The 24,543-nt window shown below is 61.0% G+C and carries 23 protein-coding genes; 9 read left to right on the top strand and 14 right to left on the bottom strand.

Annotation, left to right across the window (positions count from 1 at the left end):
* Positions 1-68: 68 nt before the first annotated feature.
* The gene (locus ACYZUD_RS25120; protein ID WP_462020627.1) at positions 69-776 is read right to left on the bottom strand and encodes a FadR/GntR family transcriptional regulator; all 708 of its coding nucleotides are present in this window, start codon (positions 774-776) and stop codon (positions 69-71) included.
* A gap of 256 nt (positions 777-1,032) precedes the next feature.
* Here ACYZUD_RS25120 and ACYZUD_RS25115 point away from each other — a divergent pair, with 256 nt between their 5' ends.
* The 5 genes from ACYZUD_RS25115 to ppx all read left to right on the top strand — a co-directional run bounded on the left by ACYZUD_RS25115 (position 1,033) and on the right by ppx (position 5,630).
* Complete coding sequence (locus tag ACYZUD_RS25115; protein ID WP_462020626.1) at positions 1,033-1,818, top strand: transporter substrate-binding domain-containing protein; 786 nt, start codon at positions 1,033-1,035, stop codon at positions 1,816-1,818.
* A 21-nt stretch (positions 1,819-1,839) separates the two neighbouring features.
* Positions 1,840-2,520: an amino acid ABC transporter permease gene (locus tag ACYZUD_RS25110; protein ID WP_462020625.1), complete on the top strand. Its 681-nt coding sequence runs from the start codon at positions 1,840-1,842 to the stop codon at positions 2,518-2,520.
* Complete coding sequence (locus ACYZUD_RS25105; protein WP_462020624.1) at positions 2,517-3,167, top strand: amino acid ABC transporter permease; 651 nt, start codon at positions 2,517-2,519, stop codon at positions 3,165-3,167. The genes ACYZUD_RS25110 and ACYZUD_RS25105 overlap by 4 nt, the downstream gene beginning before the upstream one ends.
* Entirely contained in the window at positions 3,154-3,891 is a 738-nt protein-coding gene (locus ACYZUD_RS25100) for an amino acid ABC transporter ATP-binding protein (RefSeq protein WP_462020623.1), read from the top strand. The genes ACYZUD_RS25105 and ACYZUD_RS25100 overlap by 14 nt, the downstream gene beginning before the upstream one ends.
* A 236-nt stretch (positions 3,892-4,127) precedes the next feature.
* Entirely contained in the window at positions 4,128-5,630 is a 1,503-nt protein-coding gene (ppx, locus tag ACYZUD_RS25095) for an exopolyphosphatase (protein ID WP_462020622.1), read from the top strand.
* 168 nt (positions 5,631-5,798) lie between these two features.
* Here the strand turns inward: ppx and ppk1 are convergent, their stop codons facing one another.
* On the bottom strand, positions 5,799-8,021 hold the full coding sequence (gene ppk1 / locus ACYZUD_RS25090) for a polyphosphate kinase 1 (protein ID WP_462020621.1): 2,223 nt from the start codon (positions 8,019-8,021) through the stop codon (positions 5,799-5,801).
* Between the two features lie 18 nt (positions 8,022-8,039).
* Positions 8,040-9,053 carry a porphobilinogen synthase gene (hemB, locus tag ACYZUD_RS25085; protein ID WP_162440472.1) on the bottom strand — a complete coding sequence of 338 codons (1,014 nt, stop codon included), beginning with the start codon at positions 9,051-9,053 and terminating at the stop codon, positions 8,040-8,042.
* 207 nt (positions 9,054-9,260) lie between these two features.
* Here hemB and ACYZUD_RS25080 point away from each other — a divergent pair, with 207 nt between their 5' ends.
* Entirely contained in the window at positions 9,261-9,893 is a 633-nt protein-coding gene (locus ACYZUD_RS25080; RefSeq protein WP_462020620.1) for a DedA family protein, read from the top strand.
* On the opposite strand, the gene ACYZUD_RS25075 is transcribed toward ACYZUD_RS25080, so the two are convergent.
* Positions 9,874-11,109 (bottom strand): sterol desaturase family protein, encoded by a 1,236-nt coding sequence (locus ACYZUD_RS25075; RefSeq protein ID WP_462020619.1) that lies wholly within the window; start codon positions 11,107-11,109, stop codon positions 9,874-9,876. The genes ACYZUD_RS25080 and ACYZUD_RS25075 overlap by 20 nt on opposite strands.
* A 115-nt stretch (positions 11,110-11,224) precedes the next feature.
* Here ACYZUD_RS25075 and elbB point away from each other — a divergent pair, with 115 nt between their 5' ends.
* Complete coding sequence (gene elbB / locus ACYZUD_RS25070; protein WP_462020618.1) at positions 11,225-11,893, top strand: isoprenoid biosynthesis glyoxalase ElbB; 669 nt, start codon at positions 11,225-11,227, stop codon at positions 11,891-11,893.
* Between the two features lie 116 nt (positions 11,894-12,009).
* Here the strand turns inward: elbB and ACYZUD_RS25065 are convergent, their stop codons facing one another.
* The 5 genes from ACYZUD_RS25065 to ACYZUD_RS25045 all read right to left on the bottom strand — a co-directional run bounded on the left by ACYZUD_RS25065 (position 12,010) and on the right by ACYZUD_RS25045 (position 17,997).
* Positions 12,010-12,465, bottom strand: a complete 456-nt coding sequence (locus tag ACYZUD_RS25065; RefSeq protein ID WP_259497443.1) for a YaiI/YqxD family protein — start codon at positions 12,463-12,465, stop codon at positions 12,010-12,012.
* Between the two features lie 120 nt (positions 12,466-12,585).
* Positions 12,586-14,484 carry an FTR1 family protein gene (locus ACYZUD_RS25060; protein ID WP_462020617.1) on the bottom strand — a complete coding sequence of 633 codons (1,899 nt, stop codon included), beginning with the start codon at positions 14,482-14,484 and terminating at the stop codon, positions 12,586-12,588.
* Positions 14,485-14,635: 151 nt separating this feature from the next.
* A complete protein-coding gene (rhtB, locus tag ACYZUD_RS25055) occupies positions 14,636-15,268 on the bottom strand; it encodes a homoserine/homoserine lactone efflux protein (protein ID WP_462020616.1) in 633 nt (210 codons plus the stop codon).
* 237 nt (positions 15,269-15,505) lie between these two features.
* A complete protein-coding gene (locus tag ACYZUD_RS25050; protein WP_462020615.1) occupies positions 15,506-16,087 on the bottom strand; it encodes a mechanosensitive ion channel domain-containing protein in 582 nt (193 codons plus the stop codon).
* Positions 16,087-17,997: an ATP-binding cassette domain-containing protein gene (locus tag ACYZUD_RS25045; protein ID WP_462020614.1), complete on the bottom strand. Its 1,911-nt coding sequence runs from the start codon at positions 17,995-17,997 to the stop codon at positions 16,087-16,089. The genes ACYZUD_RS25050 and ACYZUD_RS25045 overlap by 1 nt, the downstream gene beginning before the upstream one ends.
* A 50-nt stretch (positions 17,998-18,047) precedes the next feature.
* Here ACYZUD_RS25045 and ACYZUD_RS25040 point away from each other — a divergent pair, with 50 nt between their 5' ends.
* Positions 18,048-18,512, top strand: a complete 465-nt coding sequence (locus ACYZUD_RS25040) for a TIGR02444 family protein (protein ID WP_462020613.1) — start codon at positions 18,048-18,050, stop codon at positions 18,510-18,512.
* Here ACYZUD_RS25040 and ACYZUD_RS25035 read toward each other — a convergent pair.
* Positions 18,509-19,678, bottom strand: coding sequence for an AlgP family protein (locus tag ACYZUD_RS25035; RefSeq protein WP_462020612.1), 1,170 nt, complete (start codon positions 19,676-19,678; stop codon positions 18,509-18,511). The genes ACYZUD_RS25040 and ACYZUD_RS25035 overlap by 4 nt on opposite strands.
* Before the next feature lie 192 nt (positions 19,679-19,870).
* On the opposite strand from ACYZUD_RS25035, the gene ACYZUD_RS25030 reads away from it, so the two are divergent.
* A complete protein-coding gene (locus ACYZUD_RS25030; protein WP_462020611.1) occupies positions 19,871-20,536 on the top strand; it encodes an FKBP-type peptidyl-prolyl cis-trans isomerase in 666 nt (221 codons plus the stop codon).
* A gap of 62 nt (positions 20,537-20,598) precedes the next feature.
* Here ACYZUD_RS25030 and rsd read toward each other — a convergent pair whose 3' ends face one another.
* The 4 genes from rsd to ACYZUD_RS25010 form a co-directional block, all read right to left on the bottom strand.
* The gene (gene rsd, locus ACYZUD_RS25025) at positions 20,599-21,057 is read right to left on the bottom strand and encodes a sigma D regulator (protein WP_462025111.1); all 459 of its coding nucleotides are present in this window, start codon (positions 21,055-21,057) and stop codon (positions 20,599-20,601) included.
* 178 nt (positions 21,058-21,235) lie between these two features.
* Entirely contained in the window at positions 21,236-21,787 is a 552-nt protein-coding gene (locus ACYZUD_RS25020; RefSeq protein ID WP_462020610.1) for a disulfide bond formation protein B, read from the bottom strand.
* Between the two features lie 368 nt (positions 21,788-22,155).
* Positions 22,156-23,394: a heme biosynthesis HemY N-terminal domain-containing protein gene (locus ACYZUD_RS25015; RefSeq protein WP_462020609.1), complete on the bottom strand. Its 1,239-nt coding sequence runs from the start codon at positions 23,392-23,394 to the stop codon at positions 22,156-22,158.
* Positions 23,391-24,533, bottom strand: coding sequence for a uroporphyrinogen-III C-methyltransferase (locus ACYZUD_RS25010; protein WP_462020608.1), 1,143 nt, complete (start codon positions 24,531-24,533; stop codon positions 23,391-23,393). Before ACYZUD_RS25010 ends, ACYZUD_RS25015 begins: the two co-directional genes overlap by 4 nt.
* Between the last annotated feature and the right edge of the window lie 10 nt (positions 24,534-24,543).

The raw sequence follows: 24,543 nt of genomic DNA, 5'->3' as shown, positions 1-24,543 counted from the left end.
CCGCGTTCAGGAAGCCGCAGATGATTGAGTCTCGCTATGGTGGCCCATGAGTTTGGGTATAGCTCAAGTCACGAGGCGGCGGGAGCGACGAATGCGATTCCGGTGCGCAGGGCCGCATTGCGCACATGTTCGTGCATCGCCTTTTGCGCCGCGCCGGACGAGCGCCGGGCCAGTGCACGGAGGATTTTACGGTGCTCATGCCAGGTTTCCATGGCCCGCTCGGCCCGGATGAACGGTAGCTTCTGACTCTCCAGGAAAATGTCGGCACTGGCGGTCAGGATGCTCAGCATCGCCTGATTGCCGCTGGCCAGCAGGATGCGTCGGTGAAATTCGAAGTCCAGTCGCGCCGCGGCCTCGAAGTCAGCGGCCTTCAATTCGATGCGCATGGCGGCGACGTTGTCCTCCAGAGCATCGAGTTCGTGGGTACTCAGGGTCACCGCCGCCAGACCGGCCGCAAAGCCTTCCAGGGCATAGCGCAACTGGAAGATGTCCAGCGCAGAGGCCTGGGCCGCGAACGGCCAACTCAGCGCCGCATCACCCCGCGGCAGATCCACCGGCGACTGCACGAACACGCCCTTGCCCGGCTGGATGCTGATGACGCCCAGCGCACTCAAGGACGACAACGCCTCGCGAAGCGACGCCCGACTGACCCCCAATTGCACGGCCAGGTCCCGTTGCGAGGGCAACGCATCGCCCGGCCCGAACCCTTGCTCGGTGATCAATTTGCGGATGGCTTGCAGCGCCACTTCAGGTACGGCTCGGGAGATCGAGTTCATGGTTTTTCAGACAAACCAGGCGAATGAGCGGTTAGTTGTAAAGCTATTCGCGACGCCCGGCAAGTCGTGCCCCACGGGGGGTCGGTGATTATCAACGATGCGCTATCGGGGTGCGAAACACCGACTGACTGTTCAGACCAGTAAGACCGAACAACACCAGCAAAACCGCAGGCTGCGGCCCCCAAAAACCATTATTGGCACGGCCCGTGCTCTGTCGAATCGCAGAAATCACTCCCCGTCGATTCGGAGATTTGCCATGACCAAGCGTTACAGCGCCCTTCTCACCGCACTGTTTGCCAGCCTGATGCTGAGCCAGGCACCCGCCCACGCCGACGGTCTGGAGGATGTGGTCAAACGCGGCGTCCTCAAGGTGGCCGTGCCTCAGGACTTCCCGCCATTCGGCTCGGTCGGCCCTGACATGAAGCCGCGCGGCCTCGATATCGACACCGCAAAACTGCTGGCCGACCAGCTCAAGGTCAAACTCGAACTCACGCCGGTCAACAGCACCAACCGCATCCCGTTCCTGACCACCGGCAAGGTGGACCTGGTGATCTCCAGCCTCGGCAAAAACCCCGAGCGTGAGAAAGTCATCGACTTCTCCAGCGCCTACGCGCCGTTCTACCTCGCCGTGTTCGGTCCACCAGATGCCGACATCAAAGGCCTGGACGACCTCAAGGGCAAAACCATCAGCGTCACCCGTGGCGCCATCGAAGACATCGAGCTGACCAAAGTCGCTCCCGAAGGCGTGACCATCAAGCGCTTCGAAGACAACAACTCGACCATCGCCGCTTACCTCGCCGGGCAAGTCGACCTGATCGCCAGCGGCAACGTGGTGATGGTCGCGATCAGCGAGAAAAACCCGAAGCGCGTGCCGGCACTGAAAGTGAAGCTCAAGGACTCGCCGGTCTACGTCGGCGTGAACAAGAACGAGCCGGCGCTGCTGGGCAAGGTCAACCAGATCCTCGCCACCGCCAAAACCGACGGCGCACTGGAGAAGAACTCCCAGACCTGGCTCAAAGAGCCGCTGCCGGCCGATCTCTGATCGCCGCAGGGGAGACTCAATATGGCCTATCAGTTCGACTTTCTTCCGGTGGTGCAAAACACCGACCTGCTGTTGCGCGGTGCGCTGTTCACTCTTGAACTGACGGCTATCGGCGCGGTGCTCGGGGTGGGTCTGGGTATCATCGGGGCGCTGGTGCGGGCGTGGAACATTCGCCCGTTCGCCGGCATCTTCGGGGTCTATGTCGAGTTGATCCGCAACACGCCATTCCTGGTGCAGTTGTTTTTCATCTTCTTCGGCCTGCCATCGCTGGGTGTGCAGATTTCCGAATGGCAGGCGGCGGTGCTGGCGATGGTGATCAACCTCGGTGCCTATTCGACCGAGATCATTCGCGCCGGCATCCAGGCGATCCCTCGCGGGCAGCTGGAAGCAGCAGCTGCCCTGGCGATGACCCGCTTCGAAGCCTTCCGCCACGTGGTCCTGCTGCCAGCGCTGGGCAAAGTCTGGCCGGCGCTGAGCAGCCAGATCATCATCGTCATGCTCGGCTCGGCGGTCTGTTCACAAATCGCCACCGAAGAGCTGAGCTTCGCCGCCAACTTCATTCAGTCGCGCAACTTCCGCGCATTTGAAACCTACGCCCTGACCACGCTGATCTACCTGTGCATGGCGCTGCTGATCCGCCAGTTGCTGAACTGGATCGGCCGCCGGTTTATATCAAGAAGCAGCGCAAGGACCAGCCAATGAGCGATTTCACCTTCTGGGACATCGTGCGCAACCTGCTCACTGGCCTGCAGTGGACATTGGCGTTGTCGCTGGTGGCCTTCATTGGCGGGGGCCTGATCGGCTTGCTGATCATGGTCATGCGCATTTCGAAAAAATCCCTGCCGCGCAGTTTCGCCCGCACCTACATCGAACTGTTCCAGGGCACGCCGCTGCTGATGCAGCTGTTTCTGGTGTTCTTCGGCGTGGCGTTGGCCGGTGTGGAAATTTCGCCGTGGATGGCGGCGGCGATTGCCCTGACGCTGTTCACCAGCGCTTACCTGGCGGAGATCTGGCGCGGTTGTGTCGACTCGATCCCCAACGGTCAGTGGGAAGCCTCGTCGAGCCTGGCGCTCAATCCGCTGGAGCAATTGCGCTACGTGATCCTGCCGCAAGCGCTGCGCATCGCCGTGGCGCCGACCGTGGGTTTCTCGGTGCAAGTGGTCAAAGGCACCGCCGTCACCTCGATCATCGGTTTCACCGAACTGACCAAGACCGGCGGTATGCTCGCCAACGCGACCTTCGAGCCGTTCATGGTCTACGGCCTCGTCGCCCTCGGTTACTTCCTGCTCTGCTACCCCTTGTCCCTCAGTGCGCGCTACCTGGAAAGGAGACTGCATGCCTCTGCTTAGAATTTCGGCCCTGCATAAATATTACGGCGACCACCATGTACTCAAAGGCATCGACCTGAGCGTCGAGGAAGGCCAGGTGGTGGCGATCATCGGCCGCAGCGGCTCGGGCAAATCCACCTTGCTGCGCACCCTCAACGGCCTGGAATCGATCAACGACGGCGTGATCGAAGTCGACGGCGAATACCTCGACGCCGCCCGCGCCGACCTGCGCAGCCTGCGGCAGAAGGTCGGGATGGTGTTCCAGCAGTTCAACCTGTTCCCGCACCTGACGGTCGGCGAGAACGTGATGCTCGCGCCGCAAGTGGTGCAGAAAGTGCCGAAAGCCAAGGCCACCGAGCTGGCGCGGAAAATGCTGGAGCGGGTTGGACTGGGGGAAAAGTTCGATGCCTTCCCTGATCGGCTGTCCGGCGGACAGCAACAACGCGTGGCGATTGCTCGCGCCTTGGCGATGTCGCCAAAGGTCTTGCTGTGCGACGAGATTACGTCGGCGCTGGACCCGGAACTGGTCAACGAAGTGCTGAGCGTGGTTCGGCAACTGGCCAGCGAAGGCATGACGCTGATCATGGTCACCCATGAAATGCGCTTTGCCCGGGAGGTTGGGGACAAGTTGGTGTTCATGCATCAGGGCAAGGTGCACGAGGTGGGGGATCCGAAGGTTCTGTTTGCCAACCCGCGGACGGCGGAGCTGGCGAATTTCATCGGGACGGTAGAGGCGGCGGGCTAACGGACTCTCAGCGTTTGCGCGGCCGTCATCGCGAGCAGGCTCGCTCCCACAAGGGTTTTGTGTTGCCGCCTTTACCGGGGACGACGCAGAACTACTGTGGGAGCGAGCCTGCTCGCGATTGATCGCGCAGCGATCTCTGTCTTTCCTGCGCCGGATCAAGGCTTTGAACTCTGCGCGTTGGCGGCAGCGTTTGATCGTGGCACGATGTCGAGGTTATCGACCGAGACCCCCTGACCATGCCGCAATCCCAAGCCAAGAATCTGTCCCTGATCGCCGCAATCGACCTGGGCTCCAACAGCTTTCACATGGTCGTGGCCAAGGCCCAGAACGGCGAAATCCGTATTCTCGAACGTCTCGGGGAGAAGGTTCAGCTGGCCGCCGGCATCGACGAAGAACGTCAGCTCAACGAAGAATCCATTCAGCGCGGGCTCGATTGCCTGAAGCGTTTTGCCCAACTGATCAACGGTATGCCTCCCGGCGCCGTGCGGATCGTCGGCACCAACGCCCTGCGTGAAGCCCGCAACCGTGGCGAATTCATCCGCCGCGCCGAAGAAATCCTCGGCCACCCGGTGGAAGTCATCTCCGGCCGTGAAGAGGCGCGCCTGATCTACCTCGGCGTCTCCCACACCCTCGCTGACACCCCGGGCAAACGCCTGGTGGCCGACATCGGCGGCGGCAGTACCGAATTCATCATTGGCCAGCGCTTCGAACCGCTGCTGCGCGAAAGCCTGCAAATGGGCTGTGTCAGCTACACCCAGCGCTATTTCAAGGACGGCAAGATCACCCCGGCCCGCTACGCCCAGGCGTATACGGCGGCACGGCTGGAGATCATGAGCATCGAACACGCCCTGCATCGCCTGACCTGGGATGAAGCCATCGGCTCCTCGGGCACCATTCGCGCCATCGGTCTGGCGCTGAAGGCCGGCGGTCACGGCACTGGCGAAGTCAACGCCGAAGGCCTGGCCTGGCTCAAGCGCAAGCTGTTCAAGCTCGGCGACGTCGAGAAGATCGACTTCGAAGGCATAAAGCCTGACCGTCGCGCGATTTTCCCGGCGGGCCTGGCGATTCTCGAAGCGATCTTCGATGCCCTCGAACTGCAACGCATGGACCACTGTGAAGGCGCCCTGCGCGAAGGCGTGCTCTATGATCTGTTGGGCCGTCATCATCACGAAGACGTCCGTGAGCGCACCCTCAGCTCGCTGATGGAGCGTTATCACGTCGATCTGGAACAAGCCGCACGGGTCGAGCGCAAAGCGCTGCATGCCTTCGACCAGGTGGCCGAAGATTGGGACCTGGATGACGGCGTCTGGCGCGAACTGCTCGGCTGGGCCGCCAAGGTCCATGAAGTGGGCCTGGACATCGCTCACTATCACTACCACAAGCACGGCGCCTACCTGATCGAGCACTCGGACCTGGCCGGTTTCTCCCGCGAAGACCAGCAAATGCTCGCGCTGCTGGTGCGTGGCCACCGCCGCAATATTCCCCGGGACAAGTTTGCCGAGTTCGGCGACGAAGGCATCAAGCTGATTCGCCTGTGCGTGCTACTGCGCTTTGCGATCCTGTTCCATCACATCCGCGGCACACAGGCCATGCCTCAGGTGGCGCTGCACGCCAACGGTGACAGCCTCGAGGTGTTGTTCCCGGAAAACTGGCTGGACGAAAACCAGCTGACCCAGGCCGACTTCGCCCTCGAAGCGGAATGGCTCACCCGCGTCGGGTTCATCCTGAACGTTCGCTGAAACTGAAAAAGGCCTTCTTCGGAAGGCCTTTTTTATGCCCGCAACTCAGCAGACGACGCAAGTCCCATGTGGGAGCGAGCCTGCTCGCGAAGAGGCCATAACATCCAACATCTATGTTGACTGTTACACCGCCATCGCGAGCAGGCTCGCTCCCACAGGTTTTGTGCGTTAACGAACGGTCAAAATCGGACTGCCCAAACGCTCCAGCAACGTTGCCTGCGCACTGCGCGGGTTCTGGTTGCCGGTCGGCGTGTTGCGGATATAACGACCGTCCGCCTGCAGGCTCCAGCTGTGGGTGTTATCGGTCAGGTAAAGCTCCAGCTCTTTCTTGACCCGCATGATCAGCTTCTTGCCTTCGACCGGGAAGCAAGTCTCGACGCGTTTATCGAGGTTGCGCTCCATCCAGTCGGCACTGGACAGGAACATCTGCTCTTCCCCGCCGTTGAGGAAGTAGAACACCCGGGTGTGCTCCAGGAAGCGTCCGATGATCGAGCGCACGTGGATGTTGTGCGAGACGCCGGCGATGCCCGGACGCAGGCAGCACATGCCGCGCACCACGAGGTCGATGCGCACGCCCGACTGACTGGCCTTGTACAGCGCGCGGATGATCTTCGGATCGGTCAGCGAGTTGAACTTGGCGATGATGTGCGCCGGTTTGCCATCGAGGGCGAACTGAGTCTCCCGGGCAATCATGTCGAGCATGCCCTTCTTCAACGTGAACGGCGCGTGCAGCAGCTTCTTCATGCGCAGGGTCTTGCCCATGCCGATCAGCTGGCTGAACAGTTTGCCGACGTCTTCGCACAAGGCGTCGTCGGAGGTGAGCAAGCTGTAGTCGGTGTACAGACGGGCGTTGGCCGCGTGGTAGTTGCCGGTCCCCAAGTGGGCGTAACGGACAATCTCGCCGGCTTCTCGACGCAAAATCAGCATCATCTTGGCGTGGGTCTTGAAACCGACCACGCCGTAGATCACCACCGCACCGGCCGCTTGCAGACGGCTGGCCAGTTGCAGGTTGGACTCTTCGTCGAACCGCGCACGCAATTCGATCACCGCCGTAACTTCCTTGCCGTTGCGCGCGGCATCGACCAGTGCATCAACGATTTCCGAGTTGGCGCCGGAGCGGTACAGGGTCTGACGGACCGCCAGTACATGCGGGTCCTTGGCCGCCTGGCGCAGCAGGTCGACCACCGGGGTAAACGACTCAAACGGGTGCAGCAGCAAAATGTCCTGCTTGCTGATCACGCTGAAAATGTTCTCGCTGTTCTGCAACAGTTTCGGGATCTGCGGCGTGAACGGCAGGTATTGCAGCTCGCGCTGACTGTCCAGGCCGGTGATGCTGAACAGGCGGGTCAGGTTGACCGGACCGTTGACCTGATACAGCTCGGTCTCGTGCAGGTTGAACTGCTTGAGCAAGTAGTCGGACAGGTGTTTCGGGCACGTGTCGGCCACTTCCAGGCGCACCGCGTCACCGTAGCGACGGGAGAACAACTCGCCGCGCAGGGCGCGGGCCAGGTCTTCCACGTCTTCGGTGTCGACGGCAAGGTCGGCGTTTCGGGTCAGGCGGAACTGGTAGCAGCCCTTGACCTTCATGCCCTGGAACAGGTCATCGGCGTGAGCGTGGATCATCGACGACAGGAATACGTAGTTGTCACCAGGGCCGCCGACTTCTTCCGGCACCTTGATGACTCGCGGCAACAGACGCGGCGCCGGGATGATCGCCAGACCGGAGTCGCGACCGAAGGCGTCGATACCTTCGAGTTCGACGATGAAGTTCAGGCTCTTGTTCACCAGCAACGGGAACGGGTGCGTCGGGTCGAGGCCGATCGGGGTGATGATCGGCGCGATCTCGTCGCGGAAATAACGGCGGACCCAGGTTTTGAGCTTGGTGGTCCAGTAGCGGCGACGGATGAAGCGGACCTGATGTTTTTCCAGTTCCGGCAGCAGAATGTCGTTGAGGATCGCGTACTGGCGGTCGACGTGACCGTGCACCAGTTCGCTGATGCGAGCCAGGGCCTGGTGCGGTTGCAGGCCATCGGCGCCGGCCTGTTCACGGGCAAAGGTGATCTGCTTCTTGAGGCCGGCCACACGAATCTCGAAGAACTCGTCCAGGTTGCTGGAGAAGATCAACAGAAACTTCAGCCGCTCCAGCAACGGGTAGGACTCATCCAGCGCCTGCTCCAGCACGCGGATGTTGAACTGCAGTTGCGAGAGCTCGCGATGGATGTACAGGCTGCTGTCATCCAGGCCGGGAATGGCAATCGTCGGCGCCGCCGCAACGGGCTCGGCCACCACCGCGGGTGGAGCAGGCTCAAGCTCCGGCGGGGTTTCGGCGATTTGCTCCACCACAGGTTGAGCATCTTTTACGGCAACTTCAGTGAGTCCTTCGGTATTCATCGAATGTTCCTGGGAGGGCTATTGTTGCTCTCGTAACAGTTGAGCAGCACGAACGGCAAAGTAAGTCAGGATGCCATCAGCGCCTGCACGTTTAAAAGCGGTCAGGGATTCGAGGATAACCCCTTCGCTCAACCAGCCATTCTGTATCGCCGCCATGTGCATGGCGTATTCACCGCTGACCTGATAAACAAAGGTCGGCACTTTAAATTCTTCTTTGACCCGGTAGAGGATGTCCAGGTACGGCATGCCTGGCTTGACCATGACCATGTCCGCGCCTTCTGACAAGTCCGCCGCCACTTCGTGCAGGGCTTCGTTGCTGTTGGCCGGGTCCATCTGATAGGAGGCCTTGTTGGCCTTGCCCAGGTTCAACGCCGAACCCACCGCGTCACGGAACGGGCCGTAATAGGCACTGGCGTACTTGGCCGAGTAAGCCATGATCCGCACGTTGACATGATCGGCCAGCTCCAGGGCTTCGCGAATCGCCTGGATGCGACCGTCCATCATGTCCGACGGGGCCACCACCTGAGCGCCGGCTTCGGCGTGGGACAGGGCCTGCTTGACCAGTGCGTCGACGGTGATGTCGTTCTGCACGTAGCCTTCTTCGTCGAGAATACCGTCCTGACCGTGAGTGGTGAACGGGTCCAGGGCGACGTCGGTGATCACACCCAGCTCAGGGAACTGCGCGCGCAAGGCGCGGGTAGCGCGCTGGGCAATGCCGTTGGGGTTCCAAGCTTCAGCGGCGTCCAGCGACTTGAGCTCCGGCGGCGTCACCGGGAACAGGGCCAATGCCGGAATGCCCAACTCGACCCACTTGGCCGCTTCTTCAAGCAACAGATCGATGGTCAGGCGCTCGACGCCCGGCATCGAGGCCACTGCTTCGCGACGGTTTTCACCGTCCAGTACGAACACCGGCAGAATCAAGTCGTCGACGGTCAGAACGTTTTCACGGACCAGTCGACGCGAGAAATCATCACGGCGATTACGACGCAGGCGGGTTGCAGGAAACAAACGGTTGGCGGGGGTAAAGCTCACGGCAGACTCCTGAGCCCGCGCTGGCGGGCGAGCGTGACAGTTATAAGCGGCCATTATGACGAACGTATGACAGTTATGTGCACCCTGTGACAGGTAGTCGCATTCCATTGTCCTTGTAGGAAATGTTCACGTCGAGACACATTTGGACACTTTCATGAATGAGCACGAAGGGTTAGGCTGCGCGTTCATTTCGCCAGCACCCAGACAATGCTCCAACAATTTCTTCAGGAATTCGGCTACTTCGCCCTCTTTCTCGGCACGTTCTTCGAAGGCGAAACCATCCTGGTGCTCGCAGGCTTCCTTGCGTTCCGCGGATACATGGACATCAAGATCGTGACGATCGTGGCGTTCTGCGGCAGCTATGCCGGCGATCAGCTGTGGTACTTCCTGGGGCGCAAGCACGGCCGCAAGTTGCTGGCGCGCAAACCGCGCTGGCAATTGATGGGCGACCGGGCGCTGGAACATATCCGCAGGCACCCGGACATCTGGGTGCTGAGCTTCCGCTTCGTCTATGGCCTGCGCACGGTGATGCCGGTGGCAATCGGCCTGTCGGGCTATCCGCCGGGACGTTATTTGCTGCTCAACGGGATTGGTGCCGCGATCTGGGCCGCCGCACTGGCTGCCGCGGCTTATCACTTCGGCGCGGTGCTCGAAGGTTTGCTCGGCAGCGTCAAGAAGTACGAGCTATGGGTGCTTGGCGCCCTGCTGGTACTGGGCTTTTGCCTGTGGCTGCGCCGGCGCTTCAAGAATGCCCGTCTGGCGAAGAAAATCTACGCCGACGAGCAGGCCTTGAAAACCGAACAGGCCAAAGGCGCCGAGACTAAGACGCCAGTCGAGTGAAACGGTTTCTGCAACAGTAGAGACCGATACCGCTGAGCAGGCTGTAACTGAGCAGGCCGACCCAGCCCGCCGCACTGGCCGGCCATAGCCCGACCACCGGCGCCAGCCACACCAGTGGCACATTCGACGCCAGGCGCAGCAGTTCCAGCTTCAGCGCCCACGGGCGATTCTCCAGGGCTACGCCCAACGTAAACAATCCCAACGCCACCGCACTCCAGCCGAGCACCAACGCGGCTGTCGGCAGACTCGGCTCCAGGTTCATCAAGTAGCTGCCCAGCGCGATGTAGACACAGAACTGCAACACGACGTAGAGCTGCTGACGCCCGTCCAGCGGCACCTCGAATTTGCGGAACTGGCTCAGGTCCGGCTTGTTCATCGGGTCCTTCGCCGCCACGTCCGCCGGCCGCCAACCGGTGCGCATGAACCAGATCCGCAGCTTGTCCCACCGGCTCCCGGCCCGCCGTGCGTCATCCCACAACTGCACGTAAAACTGCACGTTCGCCCACAACGGATTCCAGCTCGCCAATGGCGTGGTCACGCCGAAAATCACCGGTTCGTTGTCGTCCTCTTCCTGGAACGAGCCAAATAGACGGTCCCAAATAATGAACACCCCGCCGTAGTTGCGATCCATGTAGAGAGCGTTCTGTGCATGGTGGGCCCGATGATTGGACGGCGTGACGAAGAACCACTCGAACCAGCCGAGCTTGGGAATGTGCCTTGTGTGCACCCAGAATTGGTACAGCAGGTTCAGCGCCGCAACGCTGACGAACACCAGCAGTGGCACGCCGAGCACGGCCATGGGCAGGTAGAAGATCCAGCTCAGCAAAAAACCGGTGCTGGTCTGGCGCAGGGCCGTGGAGAGGTTGTAGTCCTCGCTCTGGTGATGCACCGAATGCGCCGCCCAGAGGATGTTGCGTTCGTGGCCCATGCGGTGCAGCCAGTAATAGCAGAAGTCGTAAAGAATAAAGGCAAACACCCAGACCCAAACGCTGTCAGCCGAGAGTTCAAACAGCGCCAGATGCTTAAGGGCAAACGCATAGGTCACCAGCCCCACGCCTTTGGTCAGCAAACCCGTGGTGGTGGACAGCACACCGGTGCTGATGCTGTTGATCGCATCCGCCACGCGATAATTGCTCACCCCGCGCCAACGGTCGGCCAGCAGCTCGATGGCAATCAGCACAAAGAAAAACGGCACCGCATACAGAATGAAGTCCATGACGCGCCCTGATCGGAATCTTGAGGACAGATGCTAGGTGTAGCCGTGAATTAACCCTATGGCAACGAGTGACAAATTAGTGGACATTTAACGCCATGAATCTGGAGAAAAGCCCATGAGCAAAAAAATTGCAGTGATCCTTTCCGGCTGTGGCGTCTACGACGGCGCCGAGATCCACGAAAGCGTGATTACCTTGCTGCGCCTGGACCAGCGTGGCGCTCAAGTGCAGTGTTTCGCACCGAATATCGCGCAGTTGCATGTGATCAATCACCTGACCGGTGAAGAAATGCCCGAGTCACGCAACGTGCTGGTGGAATCGGCGCGGATCGCCCGGGGCAACATCAAGGATATTCGCGAAGCGGACGTCGAAGACTTCGATGCGCTGATCGTGCCCGGGGGGTTCGGAGCGGCCAAGAACCTGTCGAACTTTGCGATTGAAGGTGCCGGTTGCACCGTGCAACCGGAAGTCCTGGCCTTGGCTGAAGCCTTTGCCGAGGCTGGTAAACCGGTCGGGCTGATCTGCATTTCGCCAGCCCTGGCGGCGAAGATCTATGGACCTGGCGTGACCTGCACCATTGGCAATGATGCCGAGACCGCCGCGGCCATGAACAAGATGGGCGCCACGCACGCCGACTGCTCGGTGACCGATATCGTTGAAGACAAGGCGCGCAAACTGGTGAGTACACCGGCTTACATGCTGGCGCAATCGATCAGCGAGGCCGCATCAGGCATCAACAAACTCGTCGACCGCGTCCTCGAACTGACCCACGAAAACGACGCCTGACACGGACTAATGTGGGAGCGAGCCTGCTCGCGAATGCGGCTTTACAGTCGACATCGACGTTGAATGTTCTGGCCCCTTCGCGAGCGGGCTCGCTCCCACAGGTTTCACCGCACGGTTCAGGCTTTGCGGGTCAACCGGGTGAGGATTCGGTCCAGTGCATTGGCAAACGCCTGCTTCTCTCGCTCGCCAAACGGTGCAGGTCCGCCGCTCATCTGCCCCTGTTCACGCAAATCGGTGAACAGGTTGCGCACCGCCAGCCGGTCACCCATGTTCTGCGCATCGAACTCCTTGCCGCGCGGGTCCAGTGCCGACACGCCTTTCTTCACCAGCCGGTCGGCCAGCGGCACGTCGCTGCAGATCACCAGTTCGCCGGGGACCGCGTGTTCCACCAGGTAGTCGTCGGCCGCATCCGGACCGCTCGGCACCACGATCAGCTTCACCAACGCCAGGCCCGGTTTGATCTGCGGCTGCCCGGCCACCAGCACCACTTCGAACTGGCGCTTGAGGGCGAACTTCACCACCAGGTCCTTGGCCGCCCGAGGGCAAGCGTCGGCATCGATCCAGACACGCATTGTGTTTTCCTCTTCAAAAGCATCGCGGGCAAGTCGAATCGTCGCACCGCCGCTCCCACAGGTTATACGCAATCCTGTGGGAGCGAGCCTGCTCGCGATTGTGAGCGCAGCGATTGCTGTTTAAGAAACCTGCACCCGCCGCTTCTCAGCCATCCAACTGCGACCATACAGCACGATGATCGCAACAATCGCCACCGCCTGGGCACTCAACGAATACGCATCCGCGTGGATGCCCAGCCAGTCGAAGTCAAAGAACGGCAACGGCCGCGTGCCGAAGATCCCGGCCTCCTGCAACGCTTTCACGCCGTGCCCGGCAAAGACCACCGACAGTGCACACAACAAACCGGCGTTGATGCTGAAGAACAGCGACAGCGGCAGTTTCGCCGAGCCACGCAGGATCACCCAGGCCAGACCGACCAGCATCACCAATGCCGTCGCACCGCCAGCGAGCACCGCGTTATGGCCCGCCGGACCGGCCTGCAGCCACAGGGTCTCGTAGAACAGAATCACTTCAAACAGTTCGCGATACACCGAGAAGAACGCCAGCGTCGCAAACCCGAAACGCCCGCCGCCGCCCACCAGGCTGCTCTTGATGTAATCCTGCCAGGCCGCCGCGTGGCGGCGGTCGTGCATCCATACGCCGAGCCAAAGCACCATGACGGCGGCGAACAATGCGGTCGCGCCTTCCAGCAATTCACGCTGCGACCCGCTGACATCGATCACATACGCCGCCAGCGCCCAGGTCGCCAGGCCGGCCAGCAGCGCCAGTCCCCAACCGACGTTGACGCTGCGCACCGCCGACTGCTGGCCGGTGTTGCGCAGGAAAGCGAGGATCGCCGCCAGCACCAGAATCGCTTCCAGGCCCTCGCGCAGCAGAATCAGCAGACCGGAGATGTAGCTCAAGGACCAGCTCAAACCATCGCTGCCGAGCAGGCCGGCGGATTCCTTCAACTTGGCTTTGGCCGCATCCAGACGCAGCTGGGCCTGGGCCATCGGCAAACCGTCCTGCAACGACTGACGATAAGCCATCAGGGATTTTTCAGTGTCTTTGCGCACGTTGGCATCGACGTTGTCCAGAGAGCTTTCGACCAGTTCGAAGCCTTCCAGGTACGCCGCCACCGACAGGTCATACGCCTGATCGTGATCGCCGGCACGGTAGGCCGCGATGCTCTTGTCCAGGGTCGCAGCGGTGTAATCAAGCAACTGCGCCGGGCCACGCTTGACCTGCGGCGGTTGCGCCCGCTGAGCACGGAAGGTTGCAGCCGCTTGCGGCCCCTCGGCCGCCAGCACTTCGGCCGAAGTCTGACGGGCGAGGTCGGCGATGTTGTAGGTTTTTTCGGATTTGGCAGCAGCCAGATCGGCGCTGAAACTGGCGATATAGGTGGCCAGGTCCCAGCGCTGGCGGTCGTCCAGTTGATCGGCGAAGGCCGGCATGTCGGTGCCTTCAACGCCCATCCCCAAGGTGTTGTAGATCGCGTAGAGGCTCAAGCGGTCCAGTCGCGCGGCATCGCGCAGATTGGACGGCGGTGGCGTCAGACCGACACCCGCCGGGCCATCACCGGCACCCGCATCGCCGTGGCAGACCGAACAATGCTGGGCATACAGCGGCGCACCACGGGAGGGATCCGGCGTAATGATCGGTGCCTGGCTGACTTCATAGGCAACGGCCAGTTTCGCGCCGAGCTGCCGTGCCTGACGGGCGACGTCCGTGCCGTCCTGACGTGCAGCGATGGCGCTGCGCAGTGTGCTGATGCCCTGCTCCAGCCCGGCTTTTTCCGGTTTGGCCGGCATCGCGGCGATCAAGCCTTGCAACACTTTGATGAATTCGAGCTGCTCGCGGTATTCGGTCTCATTGATGACCTTGCCCGCTTGCACGGCCTCCGGATAGTCCGCGCCGATGTAATCAAGCAAGTGCAGTGCTTGCGGCGCACCTTCCACGGTGTCGGCCAGCAGATTGAAACTGCACAAGGCAAAGAGCGGCAACACCAGCCAGGCCAGGAAACGGGACGGGGCAGTCATGAATGAATCTCAATTGGAAATACGAAGTAACACATTGTTCACTTCCAATGCGTTTCACTCAAGCTTTGTTCGCAGGTGTCGCAGGTTCTGCGCTGATTCAGAACATGAAAAAGGCGACCTCAAGGGTCGCCTTCTTTAGTACCTGACCGTTTTACACGGAGGCTTTGCGCAACGTCGCCATGAATGCCGCAGCACCAATGAACAGACCGGCAAACGTCCGGTTCATGCGTTTTTGCTGTTTAGGGGTACGCAACAAACGCAGTACCTTCGACGCCAGCCCTGTGTAACCGGCCATGACGATCAGATCGACGAAGATCATGGTCACGCCGATGATCAGGTACTGAGCCAGCAGTGGCGCATGCGGATCAATGAACTGCGGCAACACCGCCAGCATGAACACCAGGGCCTTGGGGTTGCTGATGTTCACCAGGAAACCGCGGAACACCAACGCCATCGGCTTGCCAATCTGGCGCACGGCCGCGTCGTCGCTCATGTCGCTGGGCAGCGCGCGCCATTGCTTGATCGCAAGGTAGACCAGATACGCCACGCCGAACCATTTGATCGCATAAAACGCCGTGGCCGATGCCGTGAGGATCGCGCCCACACCGGCGCCGACAATCGCGATCTGCACCGCCAGACCCAATTGCAGGCCCAGGGCGTTCCAGTAACCGCGCCAGAAACCGTATTGCAGACCGCTGGACATCGACGCAATGGCGCCGGCACCGGGAGACAAACTGATCACCCAGCAGGCGGCAAAAAACGCCAGCCATGTTTGAAGCTCCATTGCTCACCTCGACTCAGACTCGTGACAGATGTCTAAGCTAATGCGGCTTTGGGCTGATGACTACCGATTTTTGTCGGATGGGTGTTGCCATCGACCAGTGTTTAGGGCTCCAGGGTCCTATCGCGAGCGGGCTCGCTCCCACACTGATTCTCGATTGGCCGCAGAAAACAGGTTCACTGAAGATCACATGTGGGAGCGAGCCTGCTCGCGATGGCGGCGTGTCAGGCAACAGACGGCCTACTTTTCAAAGCCGTTCGAAGGGAAGACATCGCTGCCGCGCCAGCGCCGAACCGAGCGCTGGAAGAACAGGCTGTTGGGCACTTGCACCATGGCGCTGCCGGTGCCGAGCTCTTCGGCTTCGATCAGCGTGGTGTAGAGCAGATTGATCGCCACCACCCGGCCTTTGACGCCGGGCTTGTCGGTGGTATCCACCAGCTCGACCACATCGCCGATGCGGAATGGGCCGACGGTGAAGATCAGGATCGCGCAAAGCAAATTGGAGAGCACGCTCCACATGGCGAAAAACGCCACGGCAGCTACGGCGACGAAACCGGACAACGCGGTCCAGAGCACCGTTGCCGATACCCCAAGGCGCTCCAGCACGAAAATCAGCGCACTGCCCATGATCAGCCAGCGCAAACCGCCGCGCAGCGGCATCAAGAACTGCGGCGGAAACGGGTAGCGCTCACCCAATCGAGTCAGGCATTTAGCGACGACGCGCTGGGCGATATAACCGGCCAGCAGGATCAGCAGAATTTGCACGATCAGCCAGATCGGCTCGACCCACATCGCTGGCAGCGGCAGCTTGAAGGCCTCCATCAGGACAGCGCCTCCAGCTCCGCCTGCATGCTTTCGAGCAACTCCAGGGCTTCCATCCAGGCTTCTTCCAGTTCGGCTTCACGCACCTTCAGCTTGGCTTGTTCGGCCAGCAGATCACGCAAATCGTTCTTGCGCGCCGGTTCGTAAATGTCGCTGTCACCGAGGCTGGTGTCGATCTTCGCCAGTTTCTCGTGCAGCTTGCCCAGCTCGGCTTCAAGCTTGTCAGCCTCGCGCTTGTGCGGCGCCAGTTGCTGACGCAACGCAGCAGCGGCCTGACGCTGGGCTTTCTTGTCGGTCTTGTCCGGATTGACCGGGGTGTTGCTGACCGGCGCGTTGCGCTGGCGATAGTCGACCAGCCACCGCGTGTAGTCTTCCAGGTCGCCGTCGAATTCTTCGACCTTGCCGTCCGCCACCAGATAGAAGTTATCGGTGGTACTTTTGAGCAGATGACGATCGTGGGAGACCACCAGTACCGCACCGCTGAATTCCTGCAGAGCCATGGTCAGCGCCAGGCGCATTTCCAGGTCCAGGTGGTTGGTCGGTTCGTCGAGCAGCAACAGGTTCGGCCGCCCCCAGGCGATCAACGCCAGCGCCAGACGGGCTTTCTCGCCACCGGAGAAGTTCAGCACCGGCTCGTCGATCCGCGCACCACGGAAATCAAAACCGCCAAGGAAGTCGCGCAAGGTCTGTTCGCGCTCGGTCGGCGCCAGACGCTGCAAGTGCAGCAACGGACTGGCCTTCGAATCGAGGGAGTCGAGTTGGTGCTGGGCGAAGTAACCGACCACGGTGTTCTCGCCACGGGTCAGTCGGCCGGCCAGCGGCTCAAGTTCACCGGACAGGTTTTTGATCAGGGTCGATTTACCGGCGCCGTTGGGGCCGAGCAAACCGATCCGCGCGCCAGGGGTCAGTTGCAACTTGACCTTTTCCAGCACGGTTTTGTCGCCGTAACCCAAACGCGCATCGGACAGGTCGATCAACGGACTGGAAATCTTCGTCGACTCACGGAAGACGAAGTCGAACGGCGAATCAACGTGGGCGGCGGACAGCTCTTCCATCCGCTCCAGCGCCTTGATCCGGCTCTGGGCCTGACGAGCCTTGGTGGCCTGAGCCTTGAAGCGGGCGATGTAGCTTTCCATGTGCGCACGTTGCGCCTGCTGCTTCTCGTAGGCCTGCTGTTGCTGGGCCAGACGTTCGGCGCGGGCGCGTTCGAAGGCGCTATAGCCACCGCGATACAGGGTGATCTTGCGCTGATCGACGTGGGCCACGTGATCGACCACGGCATCGAGGAAATCCCGGTCGTGGGAAATCAGCATCAACGTGCCGGGATAGTTTTTGAGCCATTCTTCGAGCCAGATGATGGCGTCGAGGTCCAGGTGGTTGGTCGGTTCGTCGAGCAGCAACAGGTCCGAGGGGCACATCAAAGCCTGCGCCAGATTCAGACGCATCCGCCAGCCACCGGAGAAATCTCCTACCTGCCGATCCATCTGCTCGTTGGTGAACCCGAGTCCTGCCAGCAGCTTGCGAGCCCGGGCGTCGGCGGTGTAACCGTCGGCGCTGTCGAGATCCGAGTGCAGGCGGGCCTGGGCGGCACCGTCATGGGCCGCTTCGGCTGCCGCCAGCTCGCGTTGCACCTGGCGCAGGCGCAGGTCGCCATCGAGCACGTAGTCGACCGCCAGGCGCTCGAGCGTGTCGACCTCCTGGCGCATGTGGGCGATGCGCCAGTCGGCCGGCAGGAAGCAATCACCCGAGTCCGGGTGCAGTTCACCTCGAAGCAAGGCAAACAGGCTCGATTTGCCGGCGCCGTTGGCACCGATGAGGCCGGCTTTGTGGCCGGCGTGCAGGGTCAGCTCGGCGTCTTCTAGCAGACGTTGCGGGCCACGCTGTAAAGTCAGGTTCTGAAGTCGAATCATAATGGCGGCGGAGTCTACCAGCTTCGCTCGCAACTGGCGCGAGTAGCACTATGTCCTCAGACCTGTGGAGCTTTTCCCTTGGCACTTACGCCCGTCCCGGCGTTGAAGCCGCGTGCCTGACATTGCAGTCGGCGGGGGTGAATGTATGCCTGCTGCTCTGTGGGCTATGGCTGGAACAGCGGGGAGTCGCCTGCAACGAGCAACGTTTGCAGCAACTTCGCAATGTGGCCGAACCGTGGGACGCGGATGTCGTGCAACCGCTGCGAGCTTTGCGCATGCAATGGAAAGCCGTCGCACTTGAGGATGACGAGCTGAGTATGTTGCGCGAACAGGTGAAGAAACTGGAACTGGAAGCCGAGCGGCATCTGTTGTTACGGCTGGAGCGTTCGGCGCAGAGTTGGCCGCAGTGTGATGTGACCGATCTATCGGCCTGGCTGGAAGGTGTGGCGGCAGGCGCCGCCCACCTGGACCGCGACGCGCTGCATCAGCTGCGCGTCGCGGTAACCGGCACTTAGGAAGCGCTGGTTGGGGTGCTGCTGGTACTCGACAGTGCGGCTGGCGTTGGCGCAGTCGTGGCTGTAGAGGTAGTTGCTGCTGGTGCAGGCGAAACCGATGCAGCTGGCGCCGGAGCTGGAGTCGCTGGCTTGGCAGCAGGCGCGGTGGTCGGCTTGGCAGCGGCGGCCGGTTTTTTCACGGCAGGCTTGGCAGCAGGTTTTGCAGCCGGCTTCGCAGCGGCAGGTTTAGCCGCGGCAGGTTTGGCTACTGGTTTTGCGGCGAGTTTTGCGGCAGCGGGTTTCGCGGCAGCAGTTTTGGCAGCCGGTTTAGCAGCAGGTTTTGCCGCGGCTTTTGCAGCGGGTTTCGCAGCCGGTTTTGCAGCAGGCTTGGCGGCAGCGGTTTTAGCCACGACAGGTTTGGCGGCTGGCTTGGCAGCAGACTTCGCAGCAGCAGTTTTAGCGGCTGGTTTTACTGCCGGTTTAGCAGCTGGTTTTGCTGCTGCAGTCTTCGCCATGGCCGGTTTCGCAGCAGCGGTTTTTGCAGCAGGTTTAGCGGCAGCTGTTTTTGCAGCGGCTGGCTTGGCAGCAGGTTTGGCAGCTGCAGTTTTAACCGCCGGTTTCGCAGCGCTGGCAGCGACTGGTTTTTTCGCCGCAGGTTTTACTGCTGGCTTGGCTGCGGCTTTCACCGGTGCCTTGGCGGCAGGTTTGGCAGCAGGCTTGGCCGGTGCTTTTGCAGCAGCCGGTTTGGCAGCGGCTTTCTTGGCAGGGGCCGCAGCAGGCTTGGCCGAACGCAGGGACAACGCCTTGCCGACAGCCTCTTGTACACGACCGACGCCCTGGGCCAGTTTCAGGCTTTCTTGAGCATCGCGCTTGAGTTGCAGAATGTAGGTGCGTGTTTCGGATTGACGATCCTTGAGGGCATCGAGCAGGTCTTCAAGCTCTTTCACCGCGCCCTTGGCTTTGGTTTGCGCCTTGGCCTTGCCGGCCGCCGCAGCGTCCTGCAATTTGGTACGGGATTTGTGCAGTTTTTCCTGCGCTTTTCCGCGCTGCTTTTCCAGTTTGGCTAGCAGTTTTTCAGCATCAGCCAAGGCTTGGGAACAAGCGTTTTCCAAATGCTCGAGCAGGCTGCCCGAGAGTTGTTGGAGCAAATGCAACGGGGTATTTACAGGCTTCTTGGTGGCCGACATGGTTTACCTCCTGGCTGACGTGGGTGCGGCTCATACTAGACCTCTGCTGCTACCGCCGCTAGGGCATGTTGACAGTATCCAAAGCACTGCGTTGCAACGGATTGAAAATGTTCTGCGCTTGCGCAAAACAAGTTCACTGTCGAGCGCATTCACACTGGCATAATCTGCCGCATCTCAGGTCGGAGAGTGCCCATGTCGCGCTACCTTTTTTTATCGCTGTGCGTGTTTTTTTCCGTGGCCCAGGCGGCCGAAAAAACCAAGGAAAATGACGCTCACGATCTCGCTTACAGCCTTGGTGCGAGCCTCGGCGAACGCCTGCGCCAGGAGGTTCCAGATCTGCAACTTCAGGCGCTGGTCGAAGGTTTGCAACAAGCCTATCAAGGCAAACCCCTGGCACTGAAAGATGAGCAGATCGAACAGATCCTGACTGAGCACGAAGCCCAGGTCGCCTTGCAACCGACCACGCCGCAGAGCGAGGTCGCCCTCGAAAAAGAAAAGCGTTTTCTCGCCGAGGAAAAAACCAAACCCGGCGTTCATGAACTGGCAGATGGAGTATTGCTGACGGAGCTGGCGCCAGGCACCGGCGCGAAAGCCGGTCCGAACGGCAAAGTCCAGGTGTTGTACATCGGTCGCCTTCCTGACGGCACCGTGTTCGATCAGAACAGCCAGCCTCAATGGTTCAGTCTCGATAGCGTGATCAGCGGATGGCGCAGCGCGCTGCAAAACATGCCGGTCGGTGCAAAATGGCGCCTGGTGATTCCATCGGCCCAAGCTTATGGCGCCGACGGTGCCGGCGACTTGATCGCACCGTTCACGCCGCTGGTATTCGAAGTCGAATTGCGCGGCGCCACAGGCTGAATAGCAGAAACGAAAAACGGCGCGCATGTGCGCACCGTTTTCAGGGTGTTGCTGGAAAGGGTTCAGGCTTGAACCGAATCCTCTTCCTTGTGAGCGGTGTGCAGCACTTCGATCAGGCAGTCTTCCAGTTCGAAGCGTTCGTGCAACAGACCACCCAGTTCCTTGAACTTCTCTGCTACGCACTTTCCTGCGTCGCACAAATCGTTGAACGCGAGCAGCTTCTCGGTGATGACGTCGATGCGCGGGTAAATCGTCTCGGCCAGCTCCAGACCACGCTTGTCGTTGAAGGCCTTGGCCTCCCCCGTCAACTGTTCGTAGATCTCGAAGTGCCCGGCAGACACGTAATCGACCAGCACGCCGCAGAATTCCTGCAATGGCTTGCGGTTCTCGCTCAGAGCCTCAGGCTTGGCGCCGAGAGCATCATAGGCCCGAACCAGTTCGTGACGCTCCTGCAACCAGCGATCGATCAGCAGATGCACTCCACCCCAGCGTTCCTGAGCATTCTGACAACTTTCGAGCATGGTGATCTCTCTTCCCTTGTGGGTCATGCTGCCCTACACCTGTCGCACACTTGAAGATCAAGAATCGGCCAGGCAGAGCGTCATTCGAGCAACATAATTCCAATGACACGTGCGGGCCAGATTATGCCCGCGCGACAATGGCTTCAAGGTACGCAGGAGATAAAGTTCATACAAGTGTTTAATCGCCCGCCAGTACCCGGTGCGACGACTCGCCGCTGAGCGGTCGCTGACAGGCTGTCCAGACAAGCCGCAGCAACTGATAAACACTCAGGATCATCATCGCGACGAAAAACAGCAGACTCCACTCCGGGATGCTCAGGTCGAACAACGTCCAGGAAATCTGCGCACAGTCGGCGGTGCCTTTGAACAACCGCTGAACGACGCACACCCAGGGTGTGCTTGCGAACAGATCAGTCAGGTTGGGCGAGCAGGCCGATAGCTGTTGCACCGGATCACTCTGCAACAACACCTGCCGCCACGCCGTAACCGTACCGGCCAGACTCCAGAACAGACCGAGCAACCAATACAGGAAAGACCCGAAGCGACCAGGTCCGTGCACCGACGCTATCAGGCAGACGCCCGTGAACAGCGCCAGGCAAGCCCGCTGCAACAGACATAACCCGCAAGGGTTCAGGCCGACGGCATATTCCAGGTACCAGGAAACGCCCAGGGCCAGGGCACCTGCAATGAAAGCCATGAAGAACAAGGAGCGTGAGCAGGCCAAAGACATGGCTTTTCCGTAACAGTAGAGACAGGCGGTTACGGTAGAGGAAAGCGCGCCAGCCTTTCAAGGCAGGCCGACAGGGACACTTCAACAGAAGTGTAGGGAATTCCCGACAGGAGCGAGAGGATCAGGTGTAGCCCTCTGTAGGACTCGTCCGACGACGCAATAAGAAGATAAAAATCCGACGTTAGAACGCATACTTTGTGGCGAGGGGGCTTGCCCCCGTTCGACCGCGTAGCGGTCGCAAAACGATGGTACGTGTTTGAACTGGAAGGATGGGGACGCAGGTTTTGGGGACGCTTCGCGCCCCATCGGGGGCAAGCCCCCTCGCCACAGGTATTACGTCAGCCGCTGAATCACACTTCAGACCAATATCAAGCGTGAACCGGAACCGGCAACGGCGCTGCAAGCAGGCGCTCATCCAGCAGGCCCAGGCCTTCCTGGAACAGCTGATTGCTGCGTTCGGTGTCACCCATTTGCGCCAGCAGCCGCGCCAGTTCCGCGCAGGCTTCCGGGTTGCGCTGTACGCGCAGGCTGCTTTCCAGATAATCCCTGGCCTTGCCCCACAGGCTGCTTTGCAGGCACAGGCGCCCCAGCGTCAGCAGCAGGCTCGGGTCGGCCGGATGGTCTTTCAGCCAGCCCTCGGCGGCGTGCAGTTGACGTGCCGGATCACTGCCGCGAACCAATCCGTACAGGCGCGCCAGATGACTGTCGTAGTTGCGCTTGAGTGCTGCGCGCAGGATTTCTTCCGATTCGACCTGAGCGCCCAATTGCCGCAGTTGTTCGGCATAAGCGAGCACCAATTGCGGCTCTTGACGCTGAGCCGGGGTCAACTGCTGCCAGGCTCGATTGAGCGACTGCAAACCGACCGTTCCGTCCTCTTCCTGATGCGCCGCCAGCGACAGGTTTTCACCCCATGCCCGACGCTCCAGTTCGGCCAGTTCGGCCGGTGGCAGGACTTTGTCCTTGCGCAACTCCGGCAGCAGGCGGATCACCGCCGACCAGTCGCCGCGCTGTTGATGCAGGCGCTGCAACTGGCGCAAGGTCTGGACGTTATGAGGATGACGCTCGTGCATGGCTTGCAGGGTCACCAGAGCGCCTTCGGTATCGCCGCGATCGGTCTGCAATTGAGCGTGACTCAGGGCAATCGCCAACTCGGCCTGGGGTTGTCGCTCGAGGGCGCGCTCAAGCAGGTTGTCGCTTTCCTCGTAGTGCCCCTGTTCGTTTGCGGCGCGGGCGGCGCCGAGGTAGTAAAGCAGTGGCTGGCGCTCGGCTTCGGCGGCGCGATGCAGATGACGCTGCGCACTGGCCCAACGACCTTCGGCCAGGTCCAACTGACCGTGTTCGATCGCCACTTGCACCCGACGGCTGCGATTACGCCGCGACCAGGGATTGACCACGCCACTGGAGGTCGTCACCAGCTCGATCAACGCCTTGATACCCCAGAATACCAGCCAGAGCACGGCAACCAGGGCCAGCGTCGCCCACAGACTCGATTCGTAACGGAAGCTCTTGTAGGCGATCAGCACGTAGCCAGAATGCTCGGCAATCGCCAGCCCCAGCGCGGCGGCAGCGGCGATGACCAAGAGCACGATCACATAGAGGCGTTTCATGGCGTGGCCTCCTGCGCTGTGCTCGCGGCAGGTTTGTCCAGCGGTTTGACCGAGTCCTCTGCGTTGACGTTACGCCGCTGCAGGTACCCTTGGACTGCACTCAGCGTGCCCGTCAGATCCGGCGTGACCACAGTGACCGGCTGCTTGCTCAACTCGCCAACCTGCTCAAGCATCACTTTGCTCTGAGGGTTGTCCGGGTTGAAGTTGCCCTTGAGCACATCCCGCGCCTCGGCCAGCGCCTGGGTGTAAACCGCCGCCTGACCATTGAGTGCGGCCCACTGCGCCTGCTCCAGCGCCAGGCTCAAGGCCAGGCGCACCTGGCTCAGGCTCTGCCCTGCCAGCAGCGGACGCACGTTCTTGTCGGCGTTGAAATCGATGCGGATGTAGCGCGAGATCTGATCCCACCATTGCGACCAGCGACTGGCGCCGTCGCCATCGGCGGTCAGACCCAGCAGGGAGTCGCCACGGTCCTTGTACTCGGGTGCCAGCTCGGTGAGGTTGATGACCTGATCGCGCAGAGCCCCCAGTTGCAGGAACAGCCCCGTGCGATCCGGCTGTTCGGTGCTACGCAACGCCACCAGGGTTTTGGCCACTTGCTCGCGGGCGGCAAAAGAGCCGGGATCATTCTGTTCGCGGAGAATTTCATCAGCGCCCTGCACCAGGGCCTGGGCGCTGCTGATGTCCTGCAACGCGGAAAGACGCAGGCTGGCCAGACGTAGCAAGTGTTCGGCCTCGGCCAGGCGCCAATCCTTGCGGCTAGCGCCGAGGACGGTTTCAAGACGTTGATTCAGGCGTTGTTGATCGCCCTGGAGTTGAGCCACCAGACGACTGCGCGCTTCAAGTTCGTCGGCGGCTGGCATTTGTTCAAGGCGGGCAGTCAGGCGCTGCTCATTGAGCTTCAGGCTCTGCGTCTCGTCGCTCAACGCCTGCACTTGACTCAGTTGCTGCTGGTTATTGGCTTGCAGGTGACGCACCTGCCAGACTCCCCAACCGCCTACGGCGACACCGGCGGCACCCAGTAGCAGCGCGACGATTGCCAGCCCATTGCCTCGGCGCTGCACTGCAGCAGGTGGCGGTGTTTCAACCGGCGCATCGAGCACTGGCTGGACGTCATCTTTAGGCAATGCTGTTTCGCTCACGTATCCATCC

It is taken from the genome of Pseudomonas sp. XS1P51 (assembly GCF_054897845.1).
Note: the sequence above shows the minus strand (reverse complement) of the source record. Positions and strands in the feature narration are given on the sequence as shown.